The sequence below is a fragment of the Pedobacter yulinensis genome (assembly GCF_003029735.1).
GTDB lineage: Bacteria > Bacteroidota > Bacteroidia > Sphingobacteriales > Sphingobacteriaceae > Pedobacter > Pedobacter yulinensis.
This window is the reverse complement of the sequence record NZ_KZ686268.1, coordinates 939349-955330: the sequence shown is the minus strand read 5'-3', so window position 1 is coordinate 955330 and position 15982 is coordinate 939349. Positions and strand designations below refer to the sequence as shown.

The following is a 15982-nucleotide window of genomic DNA, read 5'->3' as shown; positions in this document are numbered from 1 at the left end:
GGTACGGCTGCCGCAACACACAATTTCGTGGGCTTTTGTGGCAGCGCTCGCGGTACGTGCCTGCCTGAAGGCGGGACCAAGCTTGGTCTGCCGGAGCAGCCACCTGTTCGGGCACGCTTCAGCGCTGACCGGCGAGGATAATCACCTGCCTTCTTTACGCCACCGCTACCGGCCTTGCGCAGGCAGAACACCATGTACCGGTGCATTTACCTGGAGAACGGCGTACGAAAAGCGGCGAAAGCATAGCTACCTTGCTGCCCGGAAATGAAGAAATAACCGATTAGTTATAATAATATGTTCCGCGTTTACGGGAATACCGAACCGGGACACCGGCCACTTTGAGCAGCTGCAAAAATTCATGCAACGAACGTTTCGATATTTTCAGCCGGCGCGCCAGGTCTTCGGGTGTTCCGGTATTTTCTGTCCTGATCAAAAGATCGGCATGTTCCAGGCGGTCAAAAAATTTTACAATCATAGCTTTTAAGATAGGGACGGCAGGCTTGGCCTGCGCCACGGTACACAACAGACATTTGGTTATCTTAAAGATAATGATTAATCTATAAAATCCAAATAACACGCTGACTATGAACAAAAAAGCACGACTGCCTGAGTCGTACTTTTTTGTTTTCTGCTATACGTTTCCGGGCATAACGCGAGCCGGAAACGCTTTAATTCCAGCCCGGGTTTTGTTTCAGGTTGGGATTAAGCTGCAGATCCTGTATGGGTAGGGGTGCGAGGTAGTCTTTGTTTTCATCGAACACCTTTTTGATCTGGGGGTTCACCACCACAGTACCGCCCGCTTCGCCGTTAGCGAGTGAAACGTCGCTGCCGAGTTTAAGGAGCTGCACGCTGCTGCCCCCGGGTTTGGTACCGGTATAGATCTGTACATCCGGGGTACCGTTCCGGTCAAGGTCAAATTGCCCGGGACCTGTAAAATACATGCCGCGGAACTGCCGGGTAAGCAGTTTGCCCTCTTTCCAGCGCATCAGATCGTCCCAGCGGAAGGATTCCATAACCAGCTCGATCCTTCTCTCCCGCCTGATCTCCAGGATGACACCCTTATTGGTGGCAGAGACGTTCAGGTATTGTCCGGCCAGGAAGGGGTCGGGACTGGCATTGGCTGTTGCCATGACCAGGTGCGGCATACCCACGCGCTCACGCAGTTTATTCAGCGACTTATCCAGGTCGGCCTGTGTCAGTGTGCCCAGCTCTGCTTTAGCTTCAGCGAAGTTCAGATATACCTCTCCCATCCGGAACAGGGGCATATCGTTTTCCGAGCGGTTAAAAACGTCATACTTTACATCGCCTACAAACTTGATGAGCTGGTATCCGGTCGTACTTGCGCCGAACTGCGGCAACTGGGGCGCGGCGCCGCCTATTCTGGTATAGCCAGGCGTCCGTATGGTTTGCGAAAGCCGGGGGTCACGGTTCTGCACTTCTTCGAAAAACTGCATGCTCTGGTAGCCCGGAATGTCGGTAAACCGGCTGCCGTCTTTCATCAGGTAACTTTCAACCAGCTGCTTTTCAAGTCCGGGGCGGCCGTAAGAGGATGTAAGCGTGTAGTAGTTAACATTGTGCCAGATCTGCAGTGCATCACTGAACCGCCGCGCCAGGATAATTTCGTTTGGTTTTGCGCGAAGCGAAGAAAACAATTCGCCGTAAGCCTTATCGGGTGTTGAGGTGTAGACTCCGTACGGGCCGCTGCTGATCAGCTCTTCGGCCGCCTGCGCGCCCTCGGTCAGGAAACGCTGGTGATCAGGAAGGTTGAATTCGGTGTGATATTTCCTGAAAGTTCCCTCAAACAGGCAGAGCCTGGCCTTCAGTGCAAGCGCCGTCCATTTGGTAATCCGTTCAACGCTTTGTTCATTGCCCAGGTTGGCAATGGCGTAATTGATATCAGCCAGGACTGAATCCATGACCAGCGTACGGGGGTCCCGTGGTTTTGTCAGCGCCGCCTGGTCGTCTTCTTTGATTACGTTCGCGTACCATGGCACATCGCCGAAGGTCTTTACCTTATCATAATAAAAATAGGCGCGGAAGAATCGGGCAATGGCGGCATATTTCCGGCTGGTGCTATAGGGTACGTGCCGGGCATAGTTCTCCAGGAAATAATTGATGTTGCGCAGGTTACCCCAGCTCCAGCCGCCGCCGGTCACAGGCGTTACCCGCCTGCCGGTCAGCTGTTCTGAAAGGCTGGTAGTTACGATGTTGTCAATATTTTCGGCGTACACCGCTTCTGCACCGGGCAGCGTATTGTAAAAGGAATTGGTGTACAGGAGCAGGTCATTTTCGGTCTTGAAAAAAGCGTCGGGCGAAACGTCTGCTTCAGGCTGCTTGTCCAGGAACTCGTCTTTGGTGCAGCCGGCTACGGCCAGCAGGCAAAGGCAGGTAAATAGATATATGGTGTTCTTTTTCATGGTGGTTCTGTTGGAATTAAAAGGATACATTAAGGCCAAACGAATAGGTTTTGGAATACGGGTAAATCCGTCCGTTCGTTTCCTGCGAAGCCTGCTCGGGATCAATGTAGTCAGACCGCAGTTTCGTTGCTGTCCACAGGTTGTCGCCGCTGGCATAGATCATAACCTGGGAGAGCGAAAGTTTCTTTACAAAAGTGACCGGCAGCGTGTAACTGACCATCAGGTTCTTGAGCCTGATGTAAGCCAGGTCTTGCAGGTAACGGTCATTTTTCACATTCAGCGAGCCGCGGTCGTTCAGGGCATCATAACCCCTCAGCAGCGGATAATAAGCATTTGGGTTCTCAGGTGTCCAGACATCTGCAGCGAAGTTTTCAGGCACAAAAGAATAGTAAGGGCGGGAATAAGGGCCCCAGAACTTATCGGCGTTTGCACCGGGGTACCAGTTCTGTTTGCCAATGCCCTGAAAGAAAGCAGAAATGCCGAAGCCGTTCCAGTTTGCACCCAGCCTGACGCCGAAATTATACCGGGGAAGGGTATTGCCAATTACGGCCTGGTCGCCCGGGTCGCCAAGGGTGTTTTTTCCGGCATCAACCTTACCGTCGCCGTTCAGGTCGATGAATTTCAGGTCGCCGCCTTTCAGTCTGGACCATTCTCCGGGGGCAGCCAAACGCTGTTTGTTCACATAGTCCTGATTGATCTTCCAGGCGGCAGCTTCTGCGTCTGAGGCAAAATACCCATCTACACGGTAGCCCCAAATATCACCCACACCACTGCCTACAAAGAAATCATTCAGCAGGAACGAGGGATTGTCGAAGCGCGTGATTTTTGCTTTCGAATCGGCCAGCGAAACGTTGAAATCATACGAAAAAGGTTTCCCGGCTACTTTGAACTGGTCTGACCAGCCGGCTGCGATCTCCCAGCCGCGGTTTTCCAGGTCGGCCGCATTCTGTCTTGGCGAGGCCGCGCCAAAAACTGCAGGCAGCGTTTTGCCGGGAATCAGCATATCTAAAGTCTGCCTGCGGTACCAGTCGAAAGTAAGGTTAAAGCGGTTTTTAAAAGCGACCAGGTCTACACCAATGTCAAGCGTACGGGTGCGTTCCCAGGTCAGCCCGGCAGCGATCGGTGTTGGCACAGAAAGATATTGCGTTTTCTGGTCGTCTGTAATGTAGTTCGCTGTACCGCGGCCAAGCAGCGGAATGTATCCGTACACCGCTGCCTCGCCCTGGTTGCCCAGTTCGCCATATGAGCCGCGCAGCTTGAACTCGTTAATCTGCTGCTTGAGTCCTTCAAAAAAAGACTCTTCGCTCAGGCGCCATCCCGCTGACACTGACGGGAAGAAACCGTAGCGGTTGCCGGCAGGGAACCGCGAGGTACCGTCATAACGGCCATTCAATTCGACCAGGTACCTGCCCTTGTAATCATAGTTAATACGTGCAAAACCACCCTTCAGGGCCCAGCTGTTTGCGCCACCGCTTACGGTCATGTCGCCGGTAGCGAGGTTGAGGTCGTTCAGGTCCTCAGAAACGAGGTTGGTGCCTAATCCGTAATTGCGCTTGTAAGAGCTGTGCTCCTGGTTATAGCCCAGGGTAATCTTAAAATTGTTCTGCCCGAATGAGCGCTGGTAGTCGCCAAACACGTTCAGAACATTGTAGTTCGTGGTATAATTTGTCTCTGCCAGCTGGTCAAAACCGAACTGGTCAACAACGCCAGGATAAATTGACCAGGGGGCAATGGTACGGCGGTTGGTCAGGAATGTTGGTGTGTAACTGTAGGAATAATTGCCGGTTACATGCAGTCCCTTTGCAAGCGAAAAAACCGCCTGCAGGTTGTTGATAAATTCCGTTTCATTGCGACGGCCTCTCGACTTGCCATGCTGCAGATCGGCATACACGCCATCGCCGATCGAATAACTGTTCAACTGGGTTTGATAAGTAGCTGTGCCGTCGGGATTGGTCGGCACGTAAGAAGGCAGAGCATGAACGGTTGGCGATACGAAATTCTGATTGCCGTTCTCATCTGTCTGAAAGCCGGGGTATGTATAACTGTTAAAGTTGAATTGCGTATTGTTTGTAACGCGGAGCCAACTTGTAATCTCGGCGCTGACCTTGCTGCGCAGGTTGTACATTTTGTACTTATCTGTAAGCACTTTCATCATGCCGTCTTTCTGGTACATGCGGCCCGACAGGAAAAAATTGAGCTTGTCTGTTCCGCCATTCATGCTTAGTGCATGCTCCATGTTTGGCTGCCAGTCGCGGTAAATGACATGGTACCAGTCGGTGTTTCCATAATAAACATACTGGTTCTTGCCGTTCCGGTTTTGTATAACCACACTGGGCAAACTGGGATCGGTCTTACGTTTAAGCAATTCTGCATAATCATCCTGTGTGTAACCGGTATAACTGTTGCCGGTAGCACGCCTGAAGGCTTCGTCGTTCAGCAAAGCGGCATCATAACCGCTGGTCATGAAATCTGTGCTTACCGTCGGTGTGCCCCAGCCAAAGTTGGTGCGGTAATCGATTTTGACAGCACCTGATTTACCGCTTTTCGTTGTTACAAGCATCACTCCGAAAGCGGCTCTGGCGCCATAAATGGCCGCCGCACCCGCATCTTTAAGCACGGTAATGCTTTCCACATCATGCGAGTTGATGTTGTTCAGGGTACCGGGAACTCCGTCTATCAGGATGAGCGGACCGGCATTTGCACCGTTGATCGAAGCGTAGCCCCGTACATTAACCGATCCCTCGGCACCGGGCCGGCCCCCGCCTGAACCAAACGTCACATTCACGTTCGGTATGGCTCCCTGCAAAGCCTGCGTAATATTGGCCACCGGGCGGTTCTCCAGCGCCTTCCCATCTAACTGGCTAACGGCGCCGGTCAGGTTCGCCTTTTTCTGCGTACCGTAACCCACCACGACAACGTCGTTCAGGTCTGAGCCGTTTACTTCCAATTCGACCGAATGGGTTACCTGCGCACCGTTCTGCACCTGCACATTCGGGATCTGCTTCGACTTGTACCCGACGTAGATGAAGTTCAGCGTGTACGTTCCTGGCGCAAGGCCGGTCAGGCTGTAGGTTCCGCTGGCATTGGTGGTCACCGTGCGACTGGCAGATCCGGCCCGCTCGGCACGCACCGTTGCCCCGACCAGAACCTCGGCTTTTTCATCTTTTACGGTACCTTGAATGGTACCACCCGGCGTTTGTGCATACAGGTTGCCAAAAAGCAAAAGCAGCATCAGGACCATTCCGGGCCATTTTACAAATAGTGGTTTAATCATAGGTCTAAAAATTAACCGGGCACTGCCCGTATAGTGATTTGTGGTTTAATTTCTATGGTTAAGGTGCTTTACACACCTGCAGTTTGCTGGTTCCCTGGCCCTGAATGCCAGAGAAAAGCTGTAAAACTGAGAGCGTTTTATTCCGAAAAGTTGAATTTATAACTTTTTGCGTGACTTTCTGCAACTAATCAGAACAAAACGAAATTTCGTTTCGTTTCCAGTTACGAGGTGTTCAGTAGCATCCCTAAGCCGCCGCAAAACTGCCGGCCGCGTGTAAAAGAGAAGTTAAGACAGGGTTATGTTTCAGAAAAGACGGGGATAAAGCCGGCTCTTTGCTGATCTTGGAGGAACTGCCGCATGCAAGGTTCAGCGACTAACCAGCGCGCTATCGGCGCGCGGGCTTACGGCTGCTCAGGTAAAAGTGCCAAAGGATCATCGTGGCGACCGTACGGTACGGCGCCCAACCGCCTGCCAGCCCAGTAAGCGTATCACGTTTGGTTTCCCGCGGCAGGCTTTTCAGGGTCTTCATGGCATTAACGGCAGCCAGGTCGCCCACAGGGAACAGATCGACGCGCTGTAAGGCAAACATGAGGTAGACATCGATGGTCCAGTTCCCTATGCCCTTCAGCGCCCCGAGCCGCTTGCGAACTTCTTCATCCGGCAGCTGTTCCATTTCGTGAAGACTGACCGCACCGCTTACGAGCGCCTCGGCCAGGATCCTGACATACGCAGTCTTTTGCCGGCTGAAATAACAGGCGCGAAGGGTTTCATCGCTCAGTTGCAGAAACGCTTCGGGGGCTACCGTACCCAACTGCTGCCTGAGCTTGTTCAGTGCCGCCAATGCCGATGCCAGTGAAACCTGTTGTTCCAGGATAATGTGGACCAGCGTTTCGAATGTATTCGGACGGGTCCACATGGGCGGGTAACCGAAGTTTTCCAGCACACGCCGAAGGTCGCGATCACGTGCTGCAAGATCATCGCACAGGTCTCTGTAGCCGGCGGCTGAAAATGTTCTGATCATACGGCTGCAAAATAAACAATCAGAAGCAGAAGTCACCGACCGGACGGTTGATAACCTGCGGGCGAACCTGTACATTAGCCGGTCAAAACTATGCCGCCACAGACACATGTACCGTCCAGCACCAGGCCGATTTGAGCGCAGCCGCATCGCCCCGACACCCAGCGGCTTTTTGCACCTGGGTAATGCATACAACTTTGCGCTGACCGCCGCGCTGTCACGCCACCTGGGTGCACGCATCCTGCTTCGCATCGATGACCTGGACCAGCAACGTGTAGATCCGGTCTACCTGGAAGACATCTTTGAAACCCTCCATTTTCTCGACATTCCGTTCGATGAAGGACCGCAGCATGTTACCGGGCTCCAAGCGATTTATTCCCAACTGCACAGATTAGACCTTTACAACAACCTGCTGTCCAGGCTGCGGTCGGCCGGCTTGCTGTTTGCCTGTAACTGCTCCAGGAAAGCAATTCTGAGTGCCAGCCCAAACGGCGTTTATCCCGGAACCTGCCGCAACAAAGAGCTGCCGTTTGGCGCCGAAGGTGTTGCCTGGCGGATGCGTACCGACCATTCGCTCGTTCTCCAGGTTGCTGAACCTTCGGGAATACGTCAGGCCACCCTGCCCCTGAGCCAACGGGATTTCGTGGTGCGGAAAAAAGATGGTTTTCCGGCTTATCAACTGGCTTCACTGGCCGATGACCTTCATTTCGGTGTTGATTTAATCGTTCGTGGCGAAGACCTCCGGGATTCGACCCTCGCCCAGCTTTACCTGGCCCGGGCTTTAGAAGCCAGTACGTTCCTGAACACCACGTTCGTACACCACCCGCTGTTGTCTGACAGACAGGGCGCGAAACTCTCCAAGTCGGCCGGCTCAACATCTGTTCAACACCTGCGCCGCGGCGGTTTGTCTGCGCCTCAGGTCTATGGTCTGATTGCAGCAGCTGCCGGACTTCAGACGCAGCCCCGCCACTGGCACGATTTCAACACTCAGGCGCTTTGGTCCTGTTCTTCTAACCCAGGCTAATCCCAGACAACACAGCCGCGCCAATACCATCGCTGCGAAAACGGCCTGTCTGCGTTGCGGCCGCAGGTACGTGGAACGGTCTTTGTCCGGGTTTCCGTAAAAAGCCATGAAAAAACAAACCCTGAAAAATATAGCGAGGATTGGCCTGGGTGCGAGCCTTGTCTTCGCGGGCACCAGTCACCTTAGTTTTGGCCGCAAAGACTTTCAGGCGCAGGTTCCTGACTGGGTTCCGCTCAAAAAAGATGATACCGTTGTTTACTCCGGTATAGCCGAAATTGCATTGGGTGCCGCGCTGGTGTTTGCACCAAAGCAATACCGCAAGCCGGCAGGACTCGTTGCCGCCGCGTTTTTTGCTGCCGTATTTCCGGGCAACATTTCCCAGTATGTGAACCACCGCGATGCTTTCGGGCTCGACACCGACCAGAAACGGCTTACCCGTCTGTTCTTTCAGCCACTGCTCGTGTGCTGGGCACTTTGGAGTACCTCCAGAAACAGGCCTGCTGCAAGGGGCCAACAGTAAGGTCACAACCGGGTGCAGTGAAGCAGTAAACCTACCTCCTGCCTGCTGAAGATCCGTTCACTTATAAACAGGAATCACGATGCAAAAAGAAATTCTATGGACCGGACAGGAATACCATTCCCTGGAACGCTGCTACATCCGGTTCAGGCAAACCGGAATGGAAGTAAAATCGACCATCATTGGCTTTTACCAACACGAGATCTACCAGGCAAATTACCACCTCCTAACCGGTGCAGATTGGATAGCCAAAAAGGTTGCCATTGAGATGCATCACCGGGGAAGGCAAGATTCTTACAATCTTGAGCGCATGGAAACCGGCGAATGGCGATCGTCTGATGGCGCTGCGCCTCAGTTTGCCGGCTGTATAGATGTCGACATTTCGTTAACACCTTTCACCAATACCCTACCTGTGAAGCGGCTCGGCTTGCTGCCGGGAGCGGCCGCAACCATCCGCGTTCTTTATTTTGACCTGCTCAACGGGGAGCTCCGTCCGGTTAACCAGCGGTATACCTGCCTTTCCGCAGACAGTTACCGCTATGAAAATGTTCCTAAAGATTTCGAGGCCGTGGTTCAGATTGACCCTGAAGGTTTGGTGACCGACTATCCCGGCTTGTTTTCCAGGACCGCATCAGGAACTTATCCCGACACAAACGATAGCGACAGTCTTTCTTCTGCCTTAGCGTGAGGCGAGCGCAGGCCTGCCGGCCTGTTTGCCACAGTGGCGCTCAATGATATACGCTGTGATTGGCTTGAGTTCCATTTCGGGGTAAACCGGGTGGTATCCAGGCCTGGTATAAAACTCAATGCGGTCCTGCAGGCGTTTATACCAGACTTTTCCAGTTGAAGCCAACGTAATGGTATCGGCCCGCACAATTTTTTTAAGTTGAAGCCTGGAGGTATCGAGCGCAAGAAGCATGCGCCCCGCAACCTGCCCATCACAAGACGCCTGTTCGTAGTGAACAATGCCATCAAAATTCTCGAGAACTTTACCAAACAGCAGTTTGACCTGGCCAGCATCCTGGACTCTGCCGAAGACCTGAAATACATCAAAGCCATCCGGAAGGAATTTGAAAAGGAGATTCTTGCCCCTTCAGACGAGCTGGTACGGCTGCTGGTGAACCGGTTTTTCGGCAAAACGCTTACCGCTAACCGCCTGCTTGCCTTCAAGTACTATAGCCGTAAAGCGCTGGCCCCCTCTATCAATGAGTCGATCAGTGATAGGCTCAAATCAGCCCTGCATATCAATGACAAGCTCGATGCCCCTGAAGAAACGAGCGCCAAATCTGTTGATGCCCAAGTCGACGGGTCAAAAGTCATCACCACCGAAGAGGAACTTGAAGCATTCCATATCGTCAAAGCCATTCTGCGCGAGAAAATCCCCGCCACGCGTATCGCCGCGCGGGATACCCAATCTTACTTTGGCGTGCTGCTAGACAACAACGATCGCAAACCTCTTTGCCGTTTCCATTTCAACGGCACGAAAAAGTATCTCGAAATCTTTCAAAATGGCAAAGATGCTGGGCGAGCGGGTCTTGCTCGGCAGCCTTGACGAACTTTACCATTACCGGGAACAACTACAGCAAACCGCCGCGCTGTACAGCTAAACGCATGTCAGTCGGCGGCAAAAGGGCTGCTGCCTTTCGGCGAAAGATCTTACCTTTGGCCCTCCGTAAAGAAAAGCACTTGATAAAACCAGACAAGATCATCCGCCCGGCACTCCTGCTTCTGCTGCTCTGGCTGGCGCCTGATGTTTGCCCGGCCCAGCGCAAGCCAGGCAGCTCCCCAACGCTGCCAGACCGGCCATTTTCCGCCCGGGTAACCGGAATTACTGATGGCGACACCCTGGAAATCCTTTATAACGGCCAGCCGGTCAAGGTTCGGCTCAGCCACATCGACTCGCCCGAACGCAGCGGCGGGCAGCCTTTCTGGCAAGAGGCCAAACAGGCCCTATCGGCGCTTTGTTTTGGCCAACAGGTTACTGTGCATCCGGAAAAGCGCGACCGGTACAAACGGCTTATTGCAACCATTATAAACGCCGATAAAATCGTCGTGAACGAGCAAATGGTACGCCAAGGCATGGCCTGGCATTTCAGCAGGTATTCAAACAGCCGGCAATACGCCGCACTTGAAACCACCGCCAGATTAAAGCGCGCCGGTTTGTGGCAGGATACACAGCCTGTTGCGCCCTGGGTGTGGCGTAAACAGAAACACCGGCGCATGCCCGCCAGGTAACGATCGGTCCGAACATTTTTGCTTTACAGCTGTATGTACTTGGATGATCGCCGAAAACAAGTACACAGCACTGCCCGCATCTTACCGTTTGCTCATTTTGGGGTTTGTGTTGTGTAAGATTATCCTGCACTTTGCGGCCAACGCCAACTATGGCTTGCACGCAGACGAGCTCTATTACATCGCACTTGGCAAAAATCTGCAGCCGGGTTATCTGGACAACGGACCATTCACTCCCTGGATTGCGGCGCTGTACCCAGCCGGGAGGGATATCTCGGCCTTCGTTTATCGCTTGTTGCCTACGCTTTTTTCGGCAGCTACGGTCGGCCTAAGCGGCCTGGCCGCCTTTCGCCTGGGAGGCGGCAGGCTGGCCGTCGCGATTACCTGTACGGCACTGTTATGTTCACCGGCCTACCTTGCAACGGGGTACTTTCTTCAGCCTGTAGCCTTCGAGCCTTTTTTCTGGACGGCCGGCGCTTTTTTCCTGCTCAGGTATGTGCAGACAGCCCAGCCTGCCCAGGCTGTCTGGGCCAGCCTGGCGTTCGCCCTCGGAATCCTGAACAAATACAGCACACTCCTGTATTTTCTTGCCTTGTTACCCGGCCTGCTGATCTCCTTCCGGCGCACACAGCAGGGTTCTCCCTTTTGGCCGGCGGTTTTGCCAGGCCTATTGCTGCTTCTGCCCAACTTGTTCTGGCAGATACAGCACGATTTTCCGTTTGTCCGGTACCTGTCGGTTTTGAAAGCAAACACCCCTGAAACCGGCGCCTGGAATTTTTTACTGGAGCAGGTGCTCGCACATGGGTCCGGCCTGGCCGTATGGTCGGCGGGTCTGGTTGCCTTACTATTTCTACCCCACTTCCGGCCCTACCGTTTCCTGGGTAGCGCCATGCTGGCGATTCTGGTTTTTTTTATGTACTCAGGCGGAAAGATTTACTACATGCTCGGCGCTATGCCGCTGCTGCTGGCGGCGGGCGGCGTATGCTGGGAAAAACTGCTCGGGCGGCTGGCCGCCTTCTGGACCTATAACCTGTTTGCGCTGCACCTGCTGGTGCTGGCAGCACTGCCGGCGCTTGTCCCCATTCTTCCTTTGCAGGCCATGCTGAACTATTTCAACACAACTGCTTCATATACCGCCAACACCGCACTGCTGGAATGGCCCGATGGTAGAAAGCACCAGCTGCCTGCTTTTTATGCAGACATGCTTGGCTGGGAAACACTGACCATGCAGGCAGATTCAGCCTACCGAGCACTTGATCCGGCCACGAAAAGCCGCCTTACGGTGGTAACCGATGGCTATGCCGTGACCGCGGCACTGATCCACTACAAGCCGGCTTCTTTTCCTGCCGTTCATGCCTGCGACAACAGCGTGCTGGAATGGTCATTTCCGCGGCTGCCCGATGGGCCAATCCTGTTTATAACCGATAAAAGCACAGCCGGGGTCAGCGCGCTCGCCCCGCAGGCCGTCTTGCTTTGCACCTTCAGGCAGCCCACGGCGATTGGCAACGGAACAAACACTTTCCTGCTTCCCAGCCCGCAGCCCGGTTTCAGTGCCTGGTACCGCGCCGAACGGGAAAAATTTACGGGATCGGGTCGCTAGCGCACTTAAGCCATGCCTAAAGGTTCATGCCGCCAGATATCTCAATACGCTGCGCATTGATCCACCTGGCCTCTTCGGTACACAGAAAAGCGACAACTCCACCGATGTCTTCTGGCAGGCCTACACGCCCCAGGGCGGTAACCGATGCAATATGCTTGTTCAGCTCAGCATTATCGCGCACCGCACCGCCCTGAATATCTGTTTCTATCGCCCCGGGCGCAACAATGTTTACCCTGATGCGGCGTTCGCCGAGTTCTTTTGCCTGGTATTTTGTAAGCACTTCCATGCCGCCTTTCATGGCTGCATAGGCAGCAAAACCAGGTGTGGCAAAACGGGTAAGGCCGGTCGATACATTCACAATACCACCGCCATCGTTCAGCAAGGGCAGCAGCGCTTGTGTCAAAAAGAAAGGGCCCTTTAAGTGTATCTGGGCCAGCTCATCATACTGCTGCTCAGTGACCTGCCCGAACGGTGCGGTATAAATAAAGCCGGCATTGTTAATGAGAAAGTCCAGCTTCGCAGTGCCAAAAGTCGCAGAAAACGTAGCCGCAAGTGCTTCGACAAATGCATTATAACCCGCAATGTCGAGCACATCGAACTGCAAAGCGGCTGCTTTCCGGCCCATCCTGCTGATCTCATTGACGACAGCATCTGCCTCGCCTTGTTGCGATTGAAATGTCAGCACCACATCCAGACCTTTTGCGGCCAGTTTAATGGCCATGTCTCGTCCCAGGCCGCGGCTGCCGCCGGTTACCAGTGCAATGCGTTGTGATGCGCTTAAATTTTTTGAATTTTCCATACCCAAAGGTAGGCTGGTTCGCTGCTGTCATGTTTGCAGACATCAATCTGAAATTTGCAAAAATCAATCATCAGACCTGAATTTTTGAGGTGCCAGACCTGTTTGCCGTTTGAAAAAATTGGAGAAATGAGCAATCTCCTCAAATCCAAGTACCCATGCAATTTCAGACACATTCCAGTCGGTTTGTCTGAGCAGGATCTTCGCCTCCTGGATGATCCTGCTGCCAATGATCTCTGTTGTGGTTTTGCCGGTGCTTTCCCTGAGCACTTTGTTCAGGTGGTTGATGTGTACCGCGAGCCGGTTCGCATAATCGCCTGCTGTGCGCAGCAAAAGACGCTGCTGCTGTGACTCGATGGGAAACTGCCTTTCGAGCAATTCGATAAATAAGGAAGATATGCGGTGACCTGCATGATGGCTGGAATATAATTTTGAAGCTGGCTGCAGCTTCTGCCCGAAATGGATCAGTTCCATAACCATGTTTCGAAGCAGGTCGTATTTATACTTATAATCAGACGACAGTTCGCGCTGCATGCGCTCAAAGAGCCCGGCCGCCCCGGCAGCTTCAGTTTCAGAAAGCTGGAAGATCGGGTGCTGCCCCGGACTAAAGATCGGCAGTTCGTCGATCACCACACCAGTTTTGTTGCGGCTTAAAAATTCGGGCGTAAACACACAGAATACTGCCGACTGCTTGTCGTTCTGCGGTATCCAGTTGTATGGAATTTTGGGTGTCGCGAAGAGCAAAGCCCGCCCGTCGATCTCGATTACTTTGTCTGCGTATTCTGCCCGGTTACACCCTTCGATCAGGCTGATCTTATAATAGGCCCGCTTGCTGTAAGGCATGAGGTGTTTGCCCGTGGCCTGATCGTACAGCTGGTCTAAGGCAAACACGTTGAAATGTCCGATTTCCTTGTCAATGGCCCCGGGCAGCAAGCTCTGCAGGTCTCGGCCCGAGGCAGCGGCCATTTCCTGATAAAAATCCTCAAGTGTCGTTTCCATTTGTTCTGCTTTTTGCAAAAATCAAATGTACCTGCTTTCTCCGAAAGCCCGAAACGAAGCTTAGCGTTGTACTTTGCTCCAAACCTCGTAGATCTTGGCGCCCTTGCTGCTCAGACCGCTGTGGTGCCAGTTTCCATCCTGGAGTTTGCCGTCAAAACCAAGTGTAGCCCCTACCCGGCTGGAATCGCGGGAAAAAAACTCGATTTTTTCGGTGTATTTGCCATTGGCAAAGGTATAGGAACCACCACCGGTACCTGAAAATTGTTTCTTTGCCGGATCGATGGCCACCCACTGGAATTTGGTGCCGGTCAGCATTTTATACGTCTGCCTGGTTCCTGACTGGTGAATTGCGGCAACCTTACCGTCATCGCCCGCCCTGCCGGTTATGCGCCATACGCCCGCGAGGGGCGCTTTGCCATCGTCTACACGCGTAAAACTCACTTCCCCTTCAGGCATCTGCAACGTGAGTCGCTCACCAGCTATACTGAACGGTACGTTCAGGCCTGTACCTACGCGCGCGGAGTCTGCAGTATCGTATAACACCGTCGCCGCAACACCCTGGTCTTTGACCTGGAAGGTGCCGCCCTGGCTGGCAATAAACTGGTTACCGTTGTGTACCGTATGAAAATAATAGCCATCCTGGAAGAAAAGGTGGTGCTGGTTATTGCCATCGGCAAGTTGCCAGGCACCTGTCAGGCCTGAAGTCTGTGCCTGCAAGGCAGTTGTTGCGCCCAATACCACAAGGATCAGCAGCATGGCGGATTTTGTAAACCTACTCATTTCGATTGTTTTAATGGTTGATGATCTGAATACTAAAGATAACTAAACCCAGGTATTTTTTATTACCGGCGGCCCGTATATATATTTACGCGCCATTGTTGATTCTGGCCTGACAAGCCCATTCCTAGCCCGCACCGCCAAATATCGGTTTCTCAAACTGGTGCGCCCCTTTACCGGCAAATTGGTTGGGCTGGCCCCGTTTTTCCAGATAGGGCGAGAACGTGCTGACCCGCACCCGGTTTTCCTTTACTGAGAACTGCATAACCCGCAGGTAACCGTTGCCCCCATTTACGCTGGCCGTTGTTCCGTCCGGGCTAAGCGACTGAAAATCGGATATATAAGTGCGAACAGGCGGAAGCGCCCCACGGTCGGTACGGAAATAATTGACGTCGCCATTCAGGTTGGCGATGTGGCCGCCTAGCAACATGACCAGGTTTGGCTGGTCTTTAAGTGCATCGTAAATAAGCTGCCCCTGTTTGCTGAACGCTTTTTGCTTCAGCTTACCCGCGTTATGGGTAACCACGATGGCCGTATGGTCGGCGTATTTTTTGAGCAATTGTAAAGCCCAGCCATTTCGCGCTTCGTCATCTGCCGTATTGTTTACCTGGTCATCGTCAAACTCCAGGTAAATAACGATCCACGCCTTGCCGCCTGCACGGAAGCGGTCGTAATGATCGTCGTAGTTACCGGCCTCGCGGGTTCCCCCGAACCAGGGTTTGCCATCAAACCGGGACCGGGTTCCACCTTGGTTCACAAACCATTTATGAAACAACGCCGTGCTGCTGCCCGAGGCATCGCCGGCCAACGGAAACTGGTCGTGATTTCCCACGGCGATGCCGTAAGGTATTCCCGCAGCATCAAGCGGGCGCATGATGGTATCGCAGGCCCGAAACCGTTCCTCACTGATGGCTCTGGCTGTCGTCTCCTCATGCCCGCCTTTGGCCATGTTGATGCTCTGGCTCAGGTCGCCTAGCTGCGTCACGTAGACAATATTGCGGCTTCGCCGGTTTGCTACGATCCAGTCAACCTGTTCGCGGAACATCTGCCGGTTGGCAATTCGCCGTAAGTTCTGAATATAATTCTGTGTATCAGGTAAAACGACCACGGTAAACGTTGCAGGCGTTTCCGATCTGGCTGCCCGGCTCAGTCTGCCCGGGCTGAGCGACAACAAAAAGACGAACAGCAGCAGTCTCCCGGCTATGGCCCGGATACCTCCAGGTATCTTAAACCGATCAAACAGAAAAATTTTCATGCAATTGAGCGGCAGCTCAGGTAGCTACCGGTTATCTAAGATACAAAAGCGGCGCGCTGTTAAGATGAACAGG

Annotated in this window: 15 protein-coding genes; 6 read left to right on the top strand and 9 right to left on the bottom strand. The window is 53.3% G+C overall.

The window, feature by feature from the left end; all coding sequences use genetic code 11:
- Nucleotides 1-280: 280 nt before the first annotated feature.
- The 4 genes from C7T94_RS04245 to C7T94_RS04230 form a co-directional block, all read right to left on the bottom strand.
- The gene (locus C7T94_RS04245; RefSeq protein ID WP_162618538.1) at nucleotides 281-475 is read right to left on the bottom strand and encodes an HTH domain-containing protein; all 195 of its coding nucleotides are present in this window, start codon (nucleotides 473-475) and stop codon (nucleotides 281-283) included.
- Between the two features lie 193 nt (nucleotides 476-668).
- A complete protein-coding gene (locus C7T94_RS04240) occupies nucleotides 669-2417 on the bottom strand; it encodes a RagB/SusD family nutrient uptake outer membrane protein (RefSeq protein ID WP_107214665.1) in 1749 nt (582 codons plus the stop codon).
- A gap of 16 nt (nucleotides 2418-2433) precedes the next feature.
- Nucleotides 2434-5691 (bottom strand): SusC/RagA family TonB-linked outer membrane protein, encoded by a 3258-nt coding sequence (locus tag C7T94_RS04235; RefSeq protein WP_107213907.1) that lies wholly within the window; start codon nucleotides 5689-5691, stop codon nucleotides 2434-2436.
- Nucleotides 5692-6076: 385 nt separating this feature from the next.
- The gene (locus C7T94_RS04230) at nucleotides 6077-6712 is read right to left on the bottom strand and encodes a DNA-3-methyladenine glycosylase family protein (RefSeq protein ID WP_107213905.1); all 636 of its coding nucleotides are present in this window, start codon (nucleotides 6710-6712) and stop codon (nucleotides 6077-6079) included.
- A gap of 106 nt (nucleotides 6713-6818) precedes the next feature.
- On the opposite strand from C7T94_RS04230, the gene C7T94_RS04225 reads away from it, so the two are divergent.
- The 3 genes from C7T94_RS04225 (at nucleotide 6819) to C7T94_RS04215 (ending at nucleotide 8938) form a co-directional block, all read left to right on the top strand.
- Nucleotides 6819-7733 (top strand): glutamate--tRNA ligase family protein, encoded by a 915-nt coding sequence (locus tag C7T94_RS04225; protein ID WP_107213903.1) that lies wholly within the window; start codon nucleotides 6819-6821, stop codon nucleotides 7731-7733.
- Nucleotides 7734-7839: 106 nt separating this feature from the next.
- A complete protein-coding gene (locus tag C7T94_RS04220; RefSeq protein WP_107213901.1) occupies nucleotides 7840-8253 on the top strand; it encodes a DoxX family protein in 414 nt (137 codons plus the stop codon).
- A 79-nt stretch (nucleotides 8254-8332) separates the two neighbouring features.
- Nucleotides 8333-8938, top strand: a complete 606-nt coding sequence (locus C7T94_RS04215) for a putative glycolipid-binding domain-containing protein (RefSeq protein WP_107213898.1) — start codon at nucleotides 8333-8335, stop codon at nucleotides 8936-8938.
- On the opposite strand, the gene C7T94_RS04210 is transcribed toward C7T94_RS04215, so the two are convergent.
- On the bottom strand, nucleotides 8930-9103 hold the full coding sequence (locus C7T94_RS04210; protein WP_162618537.1) for a hypothetical protein: 174 nt from the start codon (nucleotides 9101-9103) through the stop codon (nucleotides 8930-8932). The two genes, C7T94_RS04215 and C7T94_RS04210, sit on opposite strands and share 9 nt — an antisense overlap.
- A 33-nt stretch (nucleotides 9104-9136) precedes the next feature.
- Here C7T94_RS04210 and C7T94_RS04205 point away from each other — a divergent pair, with 33 nt between their 5' ends.
- The 3 genes from C7T94_RS04205 to C7T94_RS04195 all read left to right on the top strand — a co-directional run bounded on the left by C7T94_RS04205 (nucleotide 9137) and on the right by C7T94_RS04195 (nucleotide 12082).
- The gene (locus C7T94_RS04205; protein WP_107213894.1) at nucleotides 9137-9802 is read left to right on the top strand and encodes a hypothetical protein; all 666 of its coding nucleotides are present in this window, start codon (nucleotides 9137-9139) and stop codon (nucleotides 9800-9802) included.
- Nucleotides 9803-9936: 134 nt separating this feature from the next.
- Nucleotides 9937-10485 (top strand): thermonuclease family protein, encoded by a 549-nt coding sequence (locus tag C7T94_RS04200; protein ID WP_239494923.1) that lies wholly within the window; start codon nucleotides 9937-9939, stop codon nucleotides 10483-10485.
- A 43-nt stretch (nucleotides 10486-10528) separates the two neighbouring features.
- Nucleotides 10529-12082, top strand: coding sequence for an ArnT family glycosyltransferase (locus C7T94_RS04195; protein ID WP_107213892.1), 1554 nt, complete (start codon nucleotides 10529-10531; stop codon nucleotides 12080-12082).
- 16 nt (nucleotides 12083-12098) lie between these two features.
- On the opposite strand, the gene C7T94_RS04190 is transcribed toward C7T94_RS04195, so the two are convergent.
- The 4 genes from C7T94_RS04190 to C7T94_RS04175 all read right to left on the bottom strand — a co-directional run bounded on the left by C7T94_RS04190 (nucleotide 12099) and on the right by C7T94_RS04175 (nucleotide 15909).
- A complete protein-coding gene (locus C7T94_RS04190; RefSeq protein WP_107213889.1) occupies nucleotides 12099-12881 on the bottom strand; it encodes an SDR family NAD(P)-dependent oxidoreductase in 783 nt (260 codons plus the stop codon).
- 63 nt (nucleotides 12882-12944) lie between these two features.
- A complete protein-coding gene (locus C7T94_RS04185; RefSeq protein WP_107213887.1) occupies nucleotides 12945-13877 on the bottom strand; it encodes a helix-turn-helix domain-containing protein in 933 nt (310 codons plus the stop codon).
- 60 nt (nucleotides 13878-13937) lie between these two features.
- A complete protein-coding gene (locus tag C7T94_RS04180) occupies nucleotides 13938-14657 on the bottom strand; it encodes a membrane or secreted protein (protein ID WP_107213885.1) in 720 nt (239 codons plus the stop codon).
- A gap of 124 nt (nucleotides 14658-14781) precedes the next feature.
- Nucleotides 14782-15909, bottom strand: a complete 1128-nt coding sequence (locus C7T94_RS04175) for a metallophosphoesterase family protein (protein WP_107213883.1) — start codon at nucleotides 15907-15909, stop codon at nucleotides 14782-14784.
- Nucleotides 15910-15982 lie beyond the last annotated feature (73 nt).